The sequence below is a fragment of the Streptomyces sp. NPDC002669 genome (assembly GCF_042889165.1).
GTDB lineage: Bacteria > Actinomycetota > Actinomycetes > Streptomycetales > Streptomycetaceae > Streptomyces.
In genome coordinates, this window is record NZ_JBIAQQ010000007.1 from 214,306 (window position 1) to 231,833 (window position 17,528).

The 17,528-nt window shown below is 72.5% G+C and carries 17 protein-coding genes; 12 read left to right on the forward strand and 5 right to left on the reverse strand.

Annotated elements, in window-relative coordinates:
- Positions 1–127: 127 nt before the first annotated feature.
- Positions 128–361, forward strand: a complete 234-nt coding sequence (locus ACFYW1_RS13600; protein ID WP_388991124.1) for a hypothetical protein — start codon at positions 128–130, stop codon at positions 359–361.
- Between the two features lie 23 nt (positions 362–384).
- A complete protein-coding gene (locus tag ACFYW1_RS13605) occupies positions 385–588 on the forward strand; it encodes a hypothetical protein (protein WP_388991126.1) in 204 nt (67 codons plus the stop codon).
- 16 nt (positions 589–604) lie between these two features.
- Here ACFYW1_RS13605 and ACFYW1_RS13610 read toward each other — a convergent pair whose 3' ends face one another.
- Genes ACFYW1_RS13610 through ACFYW1_RS13620 form a run of 3 tightly spaced genes read right to left on the reverse strand, consistent with a single transcriptional unit; the run spans position 605 to position 3,770 of the window.
- The gene (locus tag ACFYW1_RS13610) at positions 605–1,669 is read right to left on the reverse strand and encodes a FecCD family ABC transporter permease (protein WP_388991128.1); all 1,065 of its coding nucleotides are present in this window, start codon (positions 1,667–1,669) and stop codon (positions 605–607) included.
- Positions 1,666–2,703 (reverse strand): FecCD family ABC transporter permease, encoded by a 1,038-nt coding sequence (locus ACFYW1_RS13615; RefSeq protein WP_388991130.1) that lies wholly within the window; start codon positions 2,701–2,703, stop codon positions 1,666–1,668. The genes ACFYW1_RS13610 and ACFYW1_RS13615 overlap by 4 nt, the downstream gene beginning before the upstream one ends.
- A gap of 17 nt (positions 2,704–2,720) precedes the next feature.
- Positions 2,721–3,770 carry an iron-siderophore ABC transporter substrate-binding protein gene (locus ACFYW1_RS13620; protein ID WP_388991132.1) on the reverse strand — a complete coding sequence of 350 codons (1,050 nt, stop codon included), beginning with the start codon at positions 3,768–3,770 and terminating at the stop codon, positions 2,721–2,723.
- A gap of 378 nt (positions 3,771–4,148) precedes the next feature.
- On the opposite strand from ACFYW1_RS13620, the gene ACFYW1_RS13625 reads away from it, so the two are divergent.
- The gene (locus ACFYW1_RS13625; RefSeq protein WP_388991134.1) at positions 4,149–5,201 is read left to right on the forward strand and encodes a chitinase; all 1,053 of its coding nucleotides are present in this window, start codon (positions 4,149–4,151) and stop codon (positions 5,199–5,201) included.
- Positions 5,202–5,368: 167 nt separating this feature from the next.
- Here ACFYW1_RS13625 and ACFYW1_RS13630 read toward each other — a convergent pair whose 3' ends face one another.
- Positions 5,369–6,736, reverse strand: coding sequence for an FAD-dependent oxidoreductase (locus ACFYW1_RS13630; protein WP_388991136.1), 1,368 nt, complete (start codon positions 6,734–6,736; stop codon positions 5,369–5,371).
- A gap of 254 nt (positions 6,737–6,990) precedes the next feature.
- Between ACFYW1_RS13630 and ACFYW1_RS13635 the strand changes: the two genes are divergently transcribed.
- From ACFYW1_RS13635 to ACFYW1_RS13675, 9 genes are all read left to right on the forward strand, one after another.
- Positions 6,991–9,057, forward strand: coding sequence for a SpoIIE family protein phosphatase (locus ACFYW1_RS13635; RefSeq protein WP_388991138.1), 2,067 nt, complete (start codon positions 6,991–6,993; stop codon positions 9,055–9,057).
- A gap of 171 nt (positions 9,058–9,228) precedes the next feature.
- Positions 9,229–10,620 carry a wax ester/triacylglycerol synthase family O-acyltransferase gene (locus ACFYW1_RS13640; RefSeq protein ID WP_388991140.1) on the forward strand — a complete coding sequence of 464 codons (1,392 nt, stop codon included), beginning with the start codon at positions 9,229–9,231 and terminating at the stop codon, positions 10,618–10,620.
- 244 nt (positions 10,621–10,864) lie between these two features.
- Entirely contained in the window at positions 10,865–11,854 is a 990-nt protein-coding gene (locus ACFYW1_RS13645) for an aldo/keto reductase (RefSeq protein ID WP_388991427.1), read from the forward strand.
- 1 nt (position 11,855) lies between these two features.
- Positions 11,856–12,167, forward strand: a complete 312-nt coding sequence (locus ACFYW1_RS13650; protein WP_388991142.1) for an L-rhamnose mutarotase — start codon at positions 11,856–11,858, stop codon at positions 12,165–12,167.
- Between the two features lie 2 nt (positions 12,168–12,169).
- On the forward strand, positions 12,170–13,024 hold the full coding sequence (locus ACFYW1_RS13655) for an amidohydrolase family protein (RefSeq protein WP_388991144.1): 855 nt from the start codon (positions 12,170–12,172) through the stop codon (positions 13,022–13,024).
- Between the two features lie 46 nt (positions 13,025–13,070).
- A complete protein-coding gene (locus ACFYW1_RS13660; protein WP_148837510.1) occupies positions 13,071–13,823 on the forward strand; it encodes a LytTR family DNA-binding domain-containing protein in 753 nt (250 codons plus the stop codon).
- A 64-nt stretch (positions 13,824–13,887) separates the two neighbouring features.
- Positions 13,888–14,250 (forward strand): hypothetical protein, encoded by a 363-nt coding sequence (locus tag ACFYW1_RS13665; protein ID WP_283855262.1) that lies wholly within the window; start codon positions 13,888–13,890, stop codon positions 14,248–14,250.
- Positions 14,247–15,728 carry a cation acetate symporter gene (locus ACFYW1_RS13670; RefSeq protein WP_388991147.1) on the forward strand — a complete coding sequence of 494 codons (1,482 nt, stop codon included), beginning with the start codon at positions 14,247–14,249 and terminating at the stop codon, positions 15,726–15,728. The genes ACFYW1_RS13665 and ACFYW1_RS13670 overlap by 4 nt, the downstream gene beginning before the upstream one ends.
- Positions 15,725–16,954, forward strand: coding sequence for a sensor histidine kinase (locus ACFYW1_RS13675; RefSeq protein WP_388991149.1), 1,230 nt, complete (start codon positions 15,725–15,727; stop codon positions 16,952–16,954). Before ACFYW1_RS13670 ends, ACFYW1_RS13675 begins: the two co-directional genes overlap by 4 nt.
- A gap of 16 nt (positions 16,955–16,970) precedes the next feature.
- On the opposite strand, the gene ACFYW1_RS13680 is transcribed toward ACFYW1_RS13675, so the two are convergent.
- Entirely contained in the window at positions 16,971–17,486 is a 516-nt protein-coding gene (locus ACFYW1_RS13680; protein WP_388991151.1) for a hypothetical protein, read from the reverse strand.
- Positions 17,487–17,528: the final 42 nt, after the last annotated feature.

The window sequence follows — 17,528 nt, forward strand, 5'->3', positions numbered from 1 at the left end:
CAACTCTGTTCGGCGCCGACTCTACGAGCTTTCTTGAACGCGTTCAAGAAGGGGGTCGGGGAAGGGGGGAACGGAGCGCGCGGAGGGCGGGGGAGGGCGGATCCGGCACCGATGGCAGGATGCCTCCATGGAGATCATTCCCGGGCGCGGTGCGGGCCCCGTCATGATCGGGGACCACCGGAGCCGGGTCGAGGAGCGCATCGGCCCGCCGCGTGGTCCCCTCGACCGCACCCCCTTCGTCTACGCCACCACGCCGCCACTGGTGATCACCTACGCCGCCGACGACACCGTCGAGCTCGTCGAGGTCGGACACAGCGGGGAGGGGGCGAGGCCGAGGCGAGCTACGAGGGGATCGGGCTGACCCACCGGCTGATCGACGACGTCGTGGCCGAACTGCACGCCAGGGGGCTCACCAGCACCCCGTGCGACATCGGCCACGACTTCCACGCCGGGTTCTCCGTCTGGTCCATGCGCGTGCTGGAGGCGCGCGAGGTGGACCCGACGGCGGGGGAGGACGACCCGCGGTGCGTCGTCGAAGGAGTGTCCGTGGCGCCGTACGACTGCCTCGTCCGCCCGGACGGCGCGTAGCGTCCGGCGCCGGACCTCACAGGGCCCCCCGGCGCCACTCCCGTACCAGCAGATAGCCGAGGTAGCCGCCGCCGATCGCCATCGTGTAGATGCCGACGGGCAGGTTGTCGAAGAGCGTCACCTGCTGGGCGCACAGGTCCGCGAGCACCAGCAGCAGCGCGCCGGTCAGGGCCGACAGTGCCAGGTGCGGGCCGGAGACCCGGGTGAGCCGCCTGGCGACCTGCGGGGCCGTCAGCGCGATGAACGCGATGGGGCCGGCGACGCTGACGGCGGCCGCCGAGAGCACGATCGCCAGCACGACGGCGGCGGTCTTCGTGCGGCGGGGCTCGGCCCCGAGCGCGTCCGCGATGTCGTCGCCCATCTCCCCGATGTCCAGCCGCCGCCAGAGCAGCGCGGCCAGCGGCGCCACGACCAGCAGTACCAGCCAGATCGTGGTGGCGTCCTCCCACGACCGCGCCGACAGGCTGCCGTTGACGTAGGCGGTGAGGACGGCGGCCCGGTCGCGCTCCATGGCGTAGACGACGTACTGGGTGACCGCGGTGCCGATCGCGGCGACCCCGATGCCCGCGATGACGAGCCGGGCCGGGTTGCGGAACCCGGTCCCGGTCGACACGTAGACCAGAGCCATGGCGAGGAGGGCGCCGAGCAGCGCGCCGAGCGCCACCGGAACGGTGTCCGGGAACAGCAGCGCGGCGATCGCGGCCCCCGCGCCGGCGCCGGACGCCAGCCCGATCACATCGGGGCTGCCGAGCGGATTGCGGGTGACGGACTGGAACAGGGCGCCGGAGAGCCCGAGCGCCGCACCGGTGCCCACGGCCACCGTCAGCCGGGGGCCGCGCAGCCGCTCCAGGACGAACGCGTCCTTGCCCTCGGCCCCGCCGGTCACCGCCCCGGGCAGATCGGCGAGCGGAATGCCGAGCCGCCCGAGCGACAGCGTGGCGACGGCGCCCGCCACGAGCAGCGCCAGCAGGACGAGGCCGGTCAGCACCGACACCCGCCGGACCGGCAGGGCCACCCTCCCGCCGATCCTCAGCACCTTCCTGGGCGATGCGGTGCGGATCGCGGTCCGATGCGACGTCATGCGGTGCCCCTCATCCTGCGTACGGCGACGAGCAGTGCGGGTGCCCCGATGAACGCGGTCACGACACCGACCATCAGCTCCTGCGGGCGCATGACCACCCGGCCCACGACGTCCGCGAGGAGCAGCAGCGCCGGACCCACCAGCGCCGAGAAAAGGATCTGCATGCGGAAGTCGACGCCGACCACGGCCCGCACCACGTGCGGCACGGCCAGGCCGACGAAGGCGATCGGGCCGACCGCCGCCGTCGCCGCCGCGCTCAGCAGCGTGGCCGCGAGCAGCCCGCCCGCCCGCACCAGCGCCGGACTCGCCCCCAGGGAGGCCGCCGTCGAGTCGCCGAGCGCGAGCGCGTTGAGGCCGGGCCCCAGCACGGCGGCGGTCACCAGACCGGCCACCGCGAACGGCAGCACCGACCACAGGACGTCGAAGTCCCGTCCGCCGAGCGCCCCGACGACCCAGTACCGGTAGCTGTCGAAGACCTGCGGCCGGCTCAGCGTCACCGCCTGGATGAACGCGGTGAGCACGGCGGAGAGCACCGCGCCGGCGAGCACGAGCCGGACGAGCCCGCCGCCCGACCCCGCGGAGCCGATCGCGTGGACGAGCAGCCCCGCGAGCAACGCGCCGGGCAGCGCCCACCACATGGTCTCCGTGCTGCCCGACGCCCCCAGGAACGCCGTCGCGGCGACGATGCTCGCGGACGCGCCCGCGTTGATCCCGAGGAGGCCGGGGTCGGCCAGTGGATTGCGGGACACCCCCTGCATGAGGGTGCCCGCGACGGCGAGGCAGAGACCGGCCAGCACGCCGAGCGCGGTCCGCGGGTAGCGGCTCTCGACGATGGTGGTGACATTCGGGTCCGCGGTGCCGGACAGGACGTCCAGCACGTCGCCGAACGAGGTGGTGCGGCTGCCGAACATGACGCTCGCGAGCACGGCGAGCGCGAGGAGGGCGAGCGCGAGCAGGACGGAGAACACCCGCCGAGCGGTGCCGGTCCGTGAGGTACCGGCACCGCTCGGCGGTGCGTGCGTGGTGGTGGCCATGGCTGCGGGGTTCGGCCTCAGCCCTTGTCGGCGGCCTCGACGGCCTTGTCGATCAGCGGCAGGTAACGGTCGATCACCCACGGCACGGTGAGCGGGTTGATGATCGAGGAGGCGGTGACGAAGGGGTTGTCGTTGCTCGCCACCACGGCGCCGCTCCTGACGGCGGGGATCGCCGCGTACAGCGGCTGCGCCTCGACCTCCTTGCGGGACTTGTCGTCCGTGTAGAAGGTGAAGACCAGGTCGCTGTCCTTCAGCTTCTCCGCGTTCTCCAGGCCGATGAGCGCGGAGTCGGTGCCCTTGGTCTCCTTGAAGGTGTTCACCACCGGGTCGACCGTGAGGCCGAGCGAGGAGACCATCTTGACGCGCTGCTCATCGGGCTTGAACACCCCGAGGGTGCCGGGGCCGGTGTTGTAGATGTACGAGAACGTGTGCTTCTTGTAGTTCGGCCGGGTCGCCGCCGCGTCGGCCAGCTGCTTCTTGATCTTCGAGGTGAGGGTCTTCGCCTCGGCGGGCTGCCCCAGCGCCTTGGCGATGATCTCGATCTGCTGGTCCCAGTCCGTGCTCCACGGCAGGTCCGGGTAGGCGACGGTGGGGGCGATGTCCTTGAGGATGTCGTAGTCCTTCTGCGTGATCCCGGACCACGGCGCGAGGATGACGTCCGGCTCCAGCTCGGTGATCGCCTCGAAGTCGATGTCCTCGCCGCCCGTGAACTGGGTCGGCAGCTTGTCGCCGGACTTCTTCACCGCCTCGTGGATCCAGGGCAGGTAACCCGTCTTGTCGCTTCCCCACTCGTACTTCTCGATGCCCACCGGGGTGTGGCCGAGCGCGATGGCGGTCTCGGCCGAGCCCTGGCCGAGGGTGACGACCCGTTCGGGCTGCTCCTTGATCTCGGCCGTGCCGAGGGCGCTCCTGATGGAGACGGGGAAGGCCCCGTCGCTCTTCCTGGACGCGCCGGACTCCTTCTTGTCCCCGTCGCTCGACGAGCAGCCACCGAGGGCGAGAACGAGGGCCGCGGCGGCGGCAGTTGCGGCGAACGTCCGGCGACGCGCGCGGGTGAACCGGGACATGGAGGTTCCTCAGGTTTGGCGGATGGAGCAACGGGCCCCGCGTCGGCGAGCGGGGTCGTCGACATGGCGGTCGCAGCCGGAACGCGCGGAGCACGTCCGATGCAGATCGCAAAGGGTTAGGCAAGCCTAAGCTAAGCCTTTGTGCGGCGACAACTGGCCCCCCGGAAGTGGTTCGGGGCGGGCCCGGGGGCGCCCTCTTTGGTCCAGACCTATTGACGGGAGGTCTGGACCTCTTTAGCGTGTGGCCCACCGTGAGGTGCAGGAATCCGTACAGCGTTGTCAGGGGCATGACTTCCATGTGCCCGGCGCGCCCGTGCCGGAGCGTTCCCGGGGGTGCCGCCCCGGTGCCGTCCGGCGGCGACAGGAAGGGAACTGGGTATGTTGGGACGGACATCGCGCCTGCTGGGGGTCGGCCTCGCGGCGGCATGTGTCGTACAGCTGTTGGTGGGCGCGACCCCGAGCGCGGCGCAGGACGACACCTGTGCCGTCAAGTCGAAGCCCGCGGGCAAGGTCCTCCAGGGGTACTGGGAGAACTGGGACGGCGCGTCGAACGGCGTGCACCCACCGCTCGGTTGGATCCCCGTCACCGACAGCCGGATCACGCAGCACGGCTACAACGTGATCAACGCGGCCTTCCCGGTCATCCTTTCGGACGGCACCGTCCTGTGGGAGGACGGGATGGACGCCACCGTGAAGGTCCCGACCCCGGCCGAGATGTGCCGGGCGAAGGAGTCCGGGCTCACCACCCTGATGTCGATCGGCGGCGCGACCGCCGGGATCGACCTCAACTCCACCGCCGTCGCCGACCGGTTCGTCGAGACGATCGTGCCGATCCTCAAGAAGTACAACTTCGACGGCATCGACATCGACATCGAGACCGGCCTGACCGGCAGCGGCAACATCAACCAGCTGTCGGCCTCGCAGGCCAACCTGATCCGGATCATCGACGGCGTGCTCGAACGGATGCCGTCGAACTTCGGCCTGACGATGGCACCGGAGACCGCCTACGTCACCGGCGGGAGCGTCGTGTACGGCTCGATCTGGGGCGCGTACCTGCCCATCGTGAAGAAGTACGCGGACAACGGCCGCCTGTGGTGGTTGAACATGCAGTACTACAACGGCAGCATGTACGGCTGCTCCGGCGACTCGTACTCCGCCGGCACGGTCGAGGGCTTCACGAAGCAGACGGACTGTCTGAACAAGGGGCTCGTCATCCAGGGCACCACGATCAAGGTCCCCTACGACAAGCAGGTGCCGGGGCTGCCGGCCCAGCCGGGCGCGGGCGGCGGTCACATGACGACGGGTCAGGTCTCGCAGGCCTGGAGCCACTACGGCGGCGCCCTCAAGGGGCTGATGACCTGGTCGCTCAACTGGGACGGCTCGAAGGGCTGGACCTTCGGGGACAACGTCAGGTCGCTCCAGGGGCGCTGAGCCGACGGAGCCGCCCCCGGGACGGTGCTCCGGGGGCGGAGGGGCGTGGGCGGGCGGTTTCGCCGAGGGGGGCGGGGCCGCCCGTCCGTCCGCCGACGGGCCTCCCGTACGCACGTGTCCGCCCGCCGGTGGGGCGGGCGGACGTGCGTCACCGAGGCGTCGTGGGGTCAGTCGCGGGGCTCGGAGGCGTCCAGCATGGCCTCGCGCTCCACGACCTTGATCCGCTCGCGGCCCTGCTCCGCGCCCAGGGCCTGCTCGTGCGCGTCCAGGCGGTGCCAGCCCTCACGGGTGGTGTAGCGGACGCCGCGCTCCTCCAGGAAGGCGGTGACGGCCTCCGGCTCGGGCCGGACGGGGGCGGGCAGCCGGCCCTCGGCCCGGTCCTCCAGCAGGCAGGCCACCGTCTCGTTGGCGTCACCCTTGGTGTGGCCGATGAGGCCGACCGGGCCGCGCTTGATCCAGCCCGTGACGTACACCGAGGCCATGTGCTCCCCGCCGTCCAGGACCCGCCCCGCGGCGTGCGGGACGGTGCCGGAGACCACGTCGAACGGGAGCTTCGGCAGCTCCCGCGAGTAGTAGCCGACCGCGCGGTAGACGCTCTGCACGTCCCAGTCGGTGAAGGTGCCGGTGCCCTTGACGTTGCCGGTGCCGTCCAGCTCGGTCCGCTCGGTGCGCAGGCCCACGACCCGGCCGTCCTCGCCGAGGATCTCCACCGGGGACTCGAAGAAGTGCAGGAACAGCTTGTGCGGCCGGTCGCCGACGTCGCGGATGGCCCAGTTCTCCAGCGTGGAGGCGACCATGTTGGCCTGCTTGTTGCCCCGCCGGGTCTCGATCGAGCCCGCGTCGTAGTCGATGTCCTCGGGGTTGACGATGACCTCGATGTTCGGCGAGTGGTCCAGCTCCCGCAGCTCCATCGGGCTGAACTTGGCCTGCGCCGGGCCGCGGCGCCCGAAGACGTGCACCTCCAGGGCCTTGTTGGCCTTGAGGCCCTCGTAGACGTTGGCGGGGATCTCGGTGGGCAGCAGCTCGTCCGCCGTCTTGGCGAGGATGCGCGCCACGTCCAGGGCCACGTTGCCCACGCCCAGCACGGCGACCTTCTCGGCCTCCAGGGGCCAGGTGCGCGCCACGTCGGGGTGGCCGTCGTACCAGGAGACGAAGTCGGCGGCGCCGTGGGACCCCTCCAGCTCGTTGCCCGGGATGTCGAGCGCGCGGTCCGCGTCGGCGCCGGTGGAGAAGATCACCGCGTCGTAGAACGAGCGCAGGTCGTCCAGGCCGATGTCGTCGGGGTAGTCGACATTGCCGAAGAGCCGCAGCTGCGGCTTGTCGAGGACCTGATGGAGCGCCTGGACGATGCCCTTGATCCGGGGGTGGTCCGGGGCCACTCCGTAGCGGATCAGGCCGAAGGGGGCGGGCATCCGCTCGAACAGGTCGATCGAAACACCCGGGTCCTGGGCGGCCTCGGATTTCAGCAGCGCGTCCGCTGCGTAGATGCCGGCGGGGCCGGCTCCGACTATGGCGACGCGGACGGGGCGGGTCATGGAGGTGCTGGTCCTTAGAACGGGCTGATGCGGACGGTGAGGCGTGGGGTAAAGGTAAGGCTGGGCTTACCGCGCTTCACGCACACCGTATCCGTTACCCGTCCGTCACCCCGGGGCGGTTCGTTCTGCGAGACATTCGGTCTCGTGACGTCGGTCACTCGGGTGCGGAGCGAAGCGGTTTTGAAGCCGTCGAACGGGGTCTCCTGCGCGCAGTTCACTCGAAGAATCGGACAAATGATGGCAGAGTGACCCACATGGATGATCGGGTAGCGGGTGCCCTGTCACTCCCGGACGACTGGCCCGCCCACCCGGATCTCAGCCTCGCCCTGAACCGTATGGGCAGCTTCGACTGGGACCTCGACAGTGGCCTGATGCACATGGACCGGCCCGCCCTCGACGTGTTCGACCTGCGGGCCGAGGAATACGACGACCGGCCGGAGACCCTCGGGCTCCGGGTGCCGACGGACGAGGGCGTCCGGCTCGACGCCATGGTCTCGCAGGCCCTCAAGAGCGGGCAGACCAACTACGGCGCGTACTTCAGGCTGCGCAGGCGCGACGGCAGTCTGCGCTGGACCCACACCCAGGGCTTCATCCGGCGCGACGGGACCGGCCGCCCCCGGCGCATCATCGGCATCGTCCGCGACGCGACGCAGGAACTGGCCGACTCCACGGCCCGCCGCGAACTGGACCTGGAGCGCCGGCGCCGCACCAGCCTGGTGGACGGCACCACGGCCGCGCTGGCCCACGCCCGCACCGTCCGGGACGTCATCGACGTGCTGAAGAACTCCCAGGGCCTGGCGCACCTCGGGGCGACCAGCCTGGTCATGGGGCTGATCGAGGCCGGGCGCATCCATCTGGTGGCCGACGGGCCGGAGGACTCGTTCGTGCCCGGCACCCGTTACACCCGGACGGACGAGCAGTACCCGATGAGCGAGGTCGTGCGCACGCTCTCGCCGCGCTTCATCGAGTCCGCCACCGACTTCGCCACCTCGTACCCGATCCTGTGGCCCCACATCAGCCACCTCGGCATCACCTCCGCCGCCTATCTGCCGCTGATCGCCCAGGCCCGGCCCATCGGCGCGCTCGGCCTGCTCTACAGCGACAAGGACGGTTTCACCGGCGACGAGCGCAACCTGCTGGTCGCGCTCGGCAGCTCCATCGCGCAGAGCCTGCAACGGGCCATGCTCTACGAGCAGGAGCACGATCTCGCCGAGGGTCTCCAGCAGGCCATGCTGCCGCGCCGCATCCCGGACGTGCCGGGCGCGCAGGTCGCCGTCCGGTACCGCTCGGCCCGGCTGGGCCGGGACATCGGGGGCGACTGGTACGACGTCATTCCGCTGCCCGGCGGCCGGGTCGGGGTCGTCATCGGGGACGTACAGGGCCACGACACCCACGCCGCGGCCGTCATGGGACAGCTGCGCATCGTGCTGCGCGCCTACGCGGCCGAGGGCCACAGCCCCGCCACGGTGATGGCCCGCGCCTCCGTCTTCCTCCACGAGCTGGACACGGACCGCTTCGCCACCTGCACCTACGCCGAGGCCGACCTGACGACCGGGGTGGTGCAGCTGGTCCGGGCCGGCCACGTCGACCCGCTGGTGCGCGAGAGCGACGGCTCCTGCCGCCGGCTGCCCGTGGAGGGCGGGCTGCCGCTGGGGCTCTCCGCCGAGTTCGGACGGCTGGAGTACCCCGTGAGCACGGTGGAGCTGGACCCCGGGCAGACCCTGGTGATGTTCACCGACGGCCTCGTGGAACTGCCGGGCGCCGACCTCGACGAGGGCATGCAGCTGCTGACCGCCATGGTGCGCAACGGTCCGCAGGACCTCCAGAAGCTGGCCGACCGGCTCTGCGAGGAGGTCGACGAGCGGCGGGGCGAGGACGACGTGGCGGTGCTGCTGCTGCGCCGCAAGGTCGCCCACGCGCCCCAGCCGGGCGGCCGGCTCCAGCAGCACGTCGCGCAGAGCGACCCGGAGGCGCTGAGCTCGGCGCGGCACATGATCCGGGCCGCGGTGCGGGCCTGGGGCGCCAAGGCGCGGGCCGACGAGGTGGAACTGGCCGCCGACGAGCTGATCACCAACGCGCTGATGCACACCGACGGCGGGGCGATCGTCACGATCCGGGTGCTCACCGGGCCCGAGCGGCGTCTGCGGGTCGACGTCGAGGACCGGTCCAGCGCGCTGCCCAGGCGCCGGGACGCGGGGGAGGCCGGGGTGTCCGGGCGGGGGCTGATGCTGGTCGACCGGCTGGCGGACCTGTGGGGCGTGGAGTCGCGGGGGAGCGGCAAGTGCGTCTGGTGCGAATTCGTCATGCCGGTGCAGGAGTGACGCGGGGAGCGGCGCCGGGCCGTCCGGCCGGGTGGGAGCCGACCGCCGTCGGCGGAGGGCCGACCTTTACTCGACGGTAACGGAAAGTGACATGTCTGTGCTTGACCGTGACCATGTGCGAGCGATTGACTGCGACTTTGTCAGTATTTGTCTTCGATGACATGAGGACCTGTGGGAACTGAGCTGCTGGCACCCCTCGATCTGGCCTTCTGGCACCTCGAATCCGATGCCCACCCGATGCACCTCGGCGCGCTCGCCGTCTTCTCCCCGGCGCCCGGCCCGGGGCGCGGCGCCGGTGCGGACGACGTGCTGGAGCTGCTGGGCGCCCGCGCCGCCGCCATTCCCCGGCTGCGGATGCGGGTGCGGGACGTGCTGCTGCCCGTCGGCGGCGCCGCCTGGTTCGTGGACAAGGACTTCGACGTGTGCCGCCACGTCGAACGGGTACGGCTGAGCGGGGCGGAGTCCGGCGACGAGGGCGGCGCCTTCATGGCGGCCGCCACCCGGCTCGCCGGCGAGCTGATGGAGCGCCCGCTCGAACGGGGCCTGCCGCCCTGGCAGATGTACGTGATCGGAGGCTCCGGCGGCGGCCCCTTCGCGGTCCTGGTCAAACTGCACCACGCGCTGGCCGACGGGATGCGCGCGGTCGCCATCGGCGCCGGGATCTTCGACGAGATCGCCTCCGTCACCGGTCGTCCGCACGGCGGCGCGCCCGTCCGCCGGGCGCGCGCCGTCCCGCCCCGCTCCTGGATGCCGGGTCCGCGCCAGGTCGCCGGGCTCGCGCTGGGCCGGATCGAGGATCTCGGGCGGGCGTTCGGGGTGGGCGCCTCCATGGTGCGGGCCAGCCGCCTCGACCCGCGCGGGGCGCCCGCGCTCACCGCGAGCTCCAGCGGAACCCGGCGGCTGGCCACCGCGGACCTGGACCTCGACGCCGTCCGGCGCGTCCGCCGCGTCGCCGGCGGCACGGTCAACGACGTCCTGCTCGCGGTCGTCGCCGGGGCGCTCCGCCGGTGGATGCGCGAGCGCGGCGAGCCACTGCCCGAGGAGGACCCGCGCGCCCTGGTGCCGGTCTCCCGCCGCAGGCCGGGGCAGGCCGCCGCGACCGGGAACAGGCTCTCCGGCTATCTGCTCGGGCTCCCGGTCGGTGAGCCCGATCCGTGGAGGCGGCTCCACGCCGTCCGCACGGCCATGGACCGCAACAAGGCCGCGGGCCCCCTCAAGGGCGCCGGCGCGGTCGCCGTGCTCGCCGACCAGCTGCCCCTGCTGGCCCACCGCTTCGGGGCTCCCCTCGCCGGGAACGCGGCCAGGATGCTCTTCGACGTCCTGGTCACCAGCGTGCCCCTGCCGCGCTCGGAACTCTCGCTCGGCGGCTGCCCGCTGCGCGCCGTCTACCCGATGGCGCCGCTGGCCCGCGGCCAGTCCCTCGCCGTCGCGTTGTCCACGTACGGCGGCCGGGTGCGGGTCGGGCTGGTGGCGGACGGCAAGGCGCTGCCCGATCTGGAGCGGCTGGCGCACTGTGCCGTCGACGAGGTGGCCGAACTGCTCGCGCTGCTGCCGCGGGAGTGAGCGCACCCGCCTTCCCCCGCGTGAACCACGGGCCGCACGCACTGCGGAGTCCGCGCCGGCCGAGGGGTCCGCGTGGACGAGGGGCCCCGCGGGCCCCGGCTCTCACGAGTCGTGCCGATTATAGATCGGACAGATTTCCGTGAAAGAGCCATGATTCGTGGCATCGGAGGTGTTGACGCGGCCAAGTGATCCGATGAATATTCGCTGTGTGCACGAAGCGATCATCGGGGAGGGCGGCGGAGAGATGCGGCGCAACAGGCTGGGGAACAGCGCGGTCGAGGTCACCGAGCTGTCCTTCGGGGCGGCTGCCATCGGCAATCTCTTCACCGCGGTCGACCCCGAACGGGCCGCCGCCGCCGTCGACGCCGCCTGGGACGAGGGCGTCCGCTACTTCGACACCGCCCCGCACTACGGACTCGGCCTCTCCGAACGGCGGCTGGGCGAGGCCCTGCGCGACCGGCCCCGCGACGCGTTCGTGCTGTCCACGAAGGTGGGACGGGTGCTCGACCCGCTGCCCCCGGACGCCGTCGCGAAGACCGCGGACGACGGCCTCTCCGAGGGCTTCGCCGTCCCCGCCACCCACCGCCGCCGCTGGGACTTCAGCGCCGACGGCGTGCGCCGCAGCATCGAGGACAGCCTGGAACGGCTCGGCCTCGACCGCATCGACATCGTGTACCTGCACGACCCCGACGACCACGCCGAACCCGCCTTCCGCGAGGCGTACCCGGAGCTGGAGAGGTTGCGCGCGCAGGGTCTCGTCGGTGCCATCGGCGCCGGGATGAACCAGACGGAGATGCTGACCCGGTTCCTGCGCGACACCGACGTCGACGTGGTGCTCTGCGCCGGCCGCCACACCCTCCTCGACCAGTCCGCCCTGACCGGACTGCTGCCCGAGGCGGCCGCCCGGGGCCGCGGCGTGGTCGTCGGCGGGGTCTTCAACTCCGGGCTGCTCGCCGACCCGCGCCCCGGCGCCACGTACGACTACGCGGCCGCGCCCCAGGCCCTGCTGGACCGGGCGCTGCGCATCGGGGCCGTCACCGAGAACCACGGCGTCCCGCTGCGGGCCGCCGCCCTCCACTACCCGCTCGCCCACCCGGCCGTCGCCACGGTGCTCGTCGGCACCCGCTCCCCGGAGGAGGTGCGCGACGCCGCCGCCCTGCTCCGCCGCGAGATCCCGGCCGAACTCTGGGACGAACTGCGCGCCGAGGGTCTGCTGACCGAGAACGGACACTGACATGAGAATCGCCCTGCACACCAAGGTCCGCGCCGATCGCATCGAGGAGTACGAGGCCGCGCACCGCGAGGTCCCCGCGGAGCTGACCGAGGCGATCCGCGCGGCGGGCGCCACCTCCTGGACGATCTGGCGCAGCGGCACCGACCTCTTCCACGTCATCGACTGCGAGGACTACGCCGCCCTCCTCGCCCGGCTGGAGAAGCTCCCCGTCAACATCGCCTGGCAGGCCCGGATGGACCAGCTGCTCGACGTCGCGCACGACTACTCCTCGGACGGCGCGCAGGCCGGCCTCCCCGTGGCCTGGGAGCTGTGACCATGACCGGCCGGGAAGGGATCGTCGACGCCCACCACCACGTGTGGGACCTGTCGGTGCGCGACCAGGACTGGATCACCGGCGACGAACTCGCCCCGCTCCGGCGCGACTTCACCCTCGCCGACCTGGAGCCCGAGGCGCGCGCCGCCGGGGTGCGGGCCACCGTCCTCGTCCAGACGGTCACCGTCCCCGGGGAGACGCCCGAGTTCCTGGCCCTCGCCCACGGCAGCGACCTCGTCGCGGGCGTCGTCGGCTGGTGCGACCTCACGGCCCCGGACGTCGCCGACACCCTGGCCGCGCTGCGCGAACTCCCCGGCGGCGACCGGCTCGTCGGCATCCGCCACCAGGTCCAGGGCGAACCCGACCCCGACTGGCTGCTGCGCCCCGACGTACGGCGCGGACTGCGCGCCGTCGCCGACGCCGGACTCGTCTACGACCTCGTCGTCCGGGCCCCCCAACTGCCCGCGGCCGCCCGGGCCGCGGCCCTGCTGCCCGAGCTGACCTTCGTGCTCGACCACGCGGGCAAACCGCCCGTCGCCACCGGCGCGCTGCACCCCTGGGCCGACGACCTGCGGGCCCTGGCCGCCCGCCCCAACACCGTGTGCAAACTCTCCGGCCTGGTCACCGAGGCCGATGTGCGTTCCTGGACCGTGCGCGACCTGCGCCCCTACGCCGACACCGTCCTCGACGCCTTCGGCCCCGACCGGCTGATGTTCGGCTCGGACTGGCCGGTGTGCCGGCTCGCGGCGACGTACCAGGAGGTCGTCGACACGGCCCGCACCCTGCTCGGCGACCTCGGCGAGGACGAACGCACCCGGGTCCTCGCCACCACGGCCGAACGCGTCTACGGCCTCTGAACGAGTGTTCAGCGGTCCCTCCGGTGGTCGGTCTACACTCCGGCCCATGCTGCGCGTACTGGCCGTCGACGACGAAGAACCAGCCCTGGAAGAACTCCTCTACCTGCTGCGCGCCGATCCCCGCGTCCGCAGCGCGGAGGGGGCCACCGGGGCCACCGAGGCGCTGCGCCGCATCGGCGGTGCCGTCGAGGCGGGCCCGGACGACCCGGCGGCCATCGACGTGGTGTTCCTGGACATCCACATGGCGGGCCTCACCGGCCTCGACGTCGCCCAGCTGCTGGCCGGCTTCGCGGCACCGCCCCTCATCGTCTTCGTCACCGCGCACGAGGGATTCGCCGTCCAGGCGTTCGACCTGAAGGCCGTCGACTACGTCCTCAAGCCCGTGCGCCGCGAACGCCTGGCCGAGGCGGTGCGCCGGGCGGCCGAACAGGTCGGCGACCGTTCCGCACCCGTCCTCGACACCGCGGGCGACCAGATACCGGTGGAACTCGGTGGAGTGATCCGGTTCATCCCGATCGACGACATCGCCTACGCCGAGGCCCAGGGCGACTACGCCCGGCTGCACACCGCGACCGGCAGCCACCTGGTCCGCGTCCCCCTCACCACGCTGGAGGAGCGCTGGCGCTCGCGCGGCTTCGTCCGCATCCACCGCCGCCACCTCGTCGCGCTGAGCCGAATCGACGAACTCCGGCTGGACGCGGGCAGCATGAGCGTGCGCATCGGCGCCGCGGAGCTCGCCGTCAGCCGCCGCCACACCCGTGCGCTGCGCGATCTGCTGATGCGTCGCACCGGCCGCTGACCAGGCCCTACCGGGAATCGTTCCCCTTCCCACGAAGGACCGGGGCTGCGTACACTCCGGGCCCATGTCCGCAGAGCCAACACCCCGGCGCGAAGTGGTGACGGGGGAGCCCCGACGGGTGCGCCCGCTGCCGCGCTACCGCACCCAGTCGGAGATCGACGAGCAGACCGCGCTCGGCGGCGCGTACGTCCGTTCACTGGTGCGCAGCCAGCTGCGCGCCGGACTCACCGCGTTCGGCGTCCTCGCCGTGGTCGTCGGGACGCTGCCGCTGGTCTTCGAGGCCCTGCACAGTTCCGCGCTCGTCTGGGCCGTCCTCGGATTCGCCGCCTACCCGCCGCTCGTCCTGATCGCCCGGTGGTACGTGCGCCGGGCCGAGCGCAACGAACACGACTTCGCCCGGCTCGTGGAAGGCCGCTCCGCGCAGTGAGCCGTACGTACGCGGTGGCGGCTGTCGCCGCCGTCGTCCTCGCCACCGTCCTCGTCGGCGGCTTCGGACTCCGGATCTCCCGGACCACCTCCGACTTCTACGTCGCCTCGCGCACCGTGCGCCCCCGCCTCAACGCCGCCGCCATCAGCGGCGAGTACCTCTCCGCCGCCTCCTTCCTCGGCATCGCGGGACTGGTCCTCGTGCACGGCCCGGACATGCTCTGGTACCCGGTCGGCTACACCGCCGGCTACCTGGTGCTGCTGGTCTTCGTCGCCGCGCCGCTGCGCCGCTCGGGGGCGTACACCCTGCCCGACTTCGCCGAGGGGCGGCTGGAGTCGCGGCAGGTGCGCAGACTGGTGAGCGTCTTCGTGGTCGCGGCGGGCTGGCTCTACCTGGTACCGCAGCTCCAGGGCGCCGGGCTGACGCTGAAGATCCTCACCGGGGCGCCCGGCTGGCTGGGCGACGTGCTCGTGGCGGCGGTCGTCGTCCTCGCCGTCGCCGCGGGCGGCATGCGGTCCATCACCTTCGTACAGGTCTTCCAGTACTGGCTGAAGCTGACCGCCCTCCTCGTCCCCGCGATCTTCCTGGTGCTCGCCTGGCAGGGCGACGGGCGGCCCCGCGCCACCTTCGACGAACAGCTCTCCGTCTTCCGCGGCGAGCACCCGATGTACGCCACGTACGGGCTGATCATCGCGACGTTCCTGGGCACCATGGGCCTGCCGCACGTCGTCGTCCGCTTCTACACCAGCCCCAACGGCCGCGACGCCCGCCGCACGACGGTCGTCGTCCTCGCCCTCATCGGGGTGTTCTACCTGCTGCCCCCGGTCTACGGCGCGCTGGGCAGGCTGTACGCCCCCGAGCTGATCCGGGGCGGGGACGCGGACGCGGCCGTGCTGCTGCTGCCCGGCCGGGTCATCGGCGGCCTCGGCGGGGACCTGCTCGGCGCGCTGGTCGCGGGCGGCGCCTTCGCCGCGTTCCTGTCGACCGCGTCCGGTCTCACGATGGCCGTCGCCGGGGTCATCACGCAGGACGTGCTGCCCTCGCGCGGGGTCCGGCACTTCCGGCTCGCCACCGTGCTCGCCATGTGCGTCCCGCTGGCCGGTTCGCTGCTGGTCAGCCGGGTGCCGGTGGCCGACTCGGTGGCGATGGCGTTCGCCGTCTCGGCGTCCTCCTTCTGCCCGCTGCTGATCCTCGGCATCTGGTGGCGGCGGCTCACCCCGCCCGGCGCGATGGCCGGACTGCTGCTCGGCGGCGGCTCCGCGTTCCTGGCCGTCACCATCACCGTCAGCGGCGCGGTGCGTCCGCCGGGCTGGGCCCACGCCCTGCTCGCCTGGCCCGCCGTCTGGTCGGTGCCGGTCGGCTTCCTCGCGATGGTCCTGGTCTCCCTCGCCACGCCCGGCCGCATCCCGCCCGGCACCAACGCCGCCATGACCCGCTTCCACCTGCCGGAAACACTGACCTCCGGGAGGCACCGATGACCGGAGCCGGACACGCGGTACTCGTCCTGCTCGTGCTCCTGCTGCTCGGGGCGGCCTTCCTGCTCGGCCGCCGCACCGCCCGGCCCGTCCGCACCAGCGACGTCGGGACCCCCGTCGAGCACGCCACCTTCGAGACCCTGCACACCGCCTCGCTCGCCGCGCCGCCGCTGCGCGCCGGACTCACCGAGGAGAGCGCCCGCAAGTCCGCCCGCGGGCTGCGCTCGCTGCTGGGCACCGACGCGCTCTGCCTCACCGACCGCGACCGGGTGCTGGTCTGGGACGGCGCGGGCGAGCACCACGGCCGGCACGTCATGGAACAGGTGCGCGGCCTTCTCGACAGCGGCCGGGACACCGCCTTCCCCAGCGACTGCGACGACCTGGACTGCCCGCTGCGCTGGGCCGTGGCCGTACCGCTCACCGTCGACCACCGGGTGCTCGGCACCCTCGTCGCCTACGCCCCGCGCGAGTCCGCGGTACTGGCCAGGGCCGCCGGGGAGGTGGCCCGCTGGGTCTGCGTACAGCTGGAACTGGCCGAACTGGACCGCTCCCGCACCCAGCTCATCGAGGCCGAGATCAGGGCGCTGCGGGCCCAGATCTCCCCGCACTTCATCTTCAACTCCCTGGCCGCCATCGCCTCGTTCGTCCGCACCGACCCGGAACGGGCCCGCGAACTCCTGCTGGAGTTCGCCGACTTCACCCGCTACTCGTTCCGCAGTCACGGCGACTTCACCACCCTCGCCGACGAACTCCACTCCATCGACCAGTACCTGGCGCTGGTACGGGCCCGCTTCGGCGAACGGCTCGCGGTCACCCTCCAGATCGCCCCCGAGGTGCTGCCCGTCGCCCTGCCCTTCCTCTGCCTCCAGCCGCTGGTCGAGAATGCCGTCAAGCACGGCCTCGAAGGATCGGCCGCCCCGTCCCGCCCGCTCGGCACCGGCCGGACGGAGGAGACCCCGACCCGCATCACCATCAGCGCCTTCGACGCCGGCTCCGAGGCCGAGGTCGTCATCGAGGACGACGGCGCCGGCATGGACCCGCGGCGGCTGCGCCAGATCCTGCGCGGCGAGGGCGGCCCCTCCACCGGCATCGGACTGCTCAACGTCGACGAGCGGCTGCGCCAGGTCTACGGGGACGACTACGGGCTCGTCATCGAGACGGGCGTCGGCGCCGGGATGAAGATCACGGTGCGGCTGCCGAAGTACCGCGCCGGCGTGCACGGTTCCTGACCGGCGGACGGAGGGCTCAGTGCAACTGGATCGCCAGATGTCCCAGCGGCAGCCCCAGCTGCCAGGCCGGTGTCCACACCTGGGCGGCCTCCTCCGCGTCCGGCCCGTCGCCCAGCGACCCCCGGGGCCGCGGACCGATCGCGTCCAGATCGGCCGCGAGCAGCTCGGTCTCCTCCAGCCACCGCCAGGCCGCGCGGGCCAGTGCCAGATCGGGGCTCCCGCCCTCCGCCCCGGCCTCCCCGCCGAGCGTGTCGAGCCGTTCGCAGACCCAGCCGCGCCAGGCGGTCCCGTACGCCGTCAGCAGCCGCAGCTCGTCCAGCCGGGCCGCGGGCAGGCAGTCGGCCACCACCACGTCGTCGCAGAGGAAGACGGTGAGCGCGAGGGCGTCCCGCCCCGCGCGGTACTCCAGGGTGGACGGCTCCATCAGATCACCGGTCCGCAGTATCCCGTCGGCGACGTACTCGGCGTACATCCAGGCCATCGGGATCAGCAGCCCGCCCCCATTAGTTCCGTCCTGACGTTCCGGGCGCATCCCGTCTCGCCTCTTTCCGTTCTCGCTACCGGGCTCCACGCA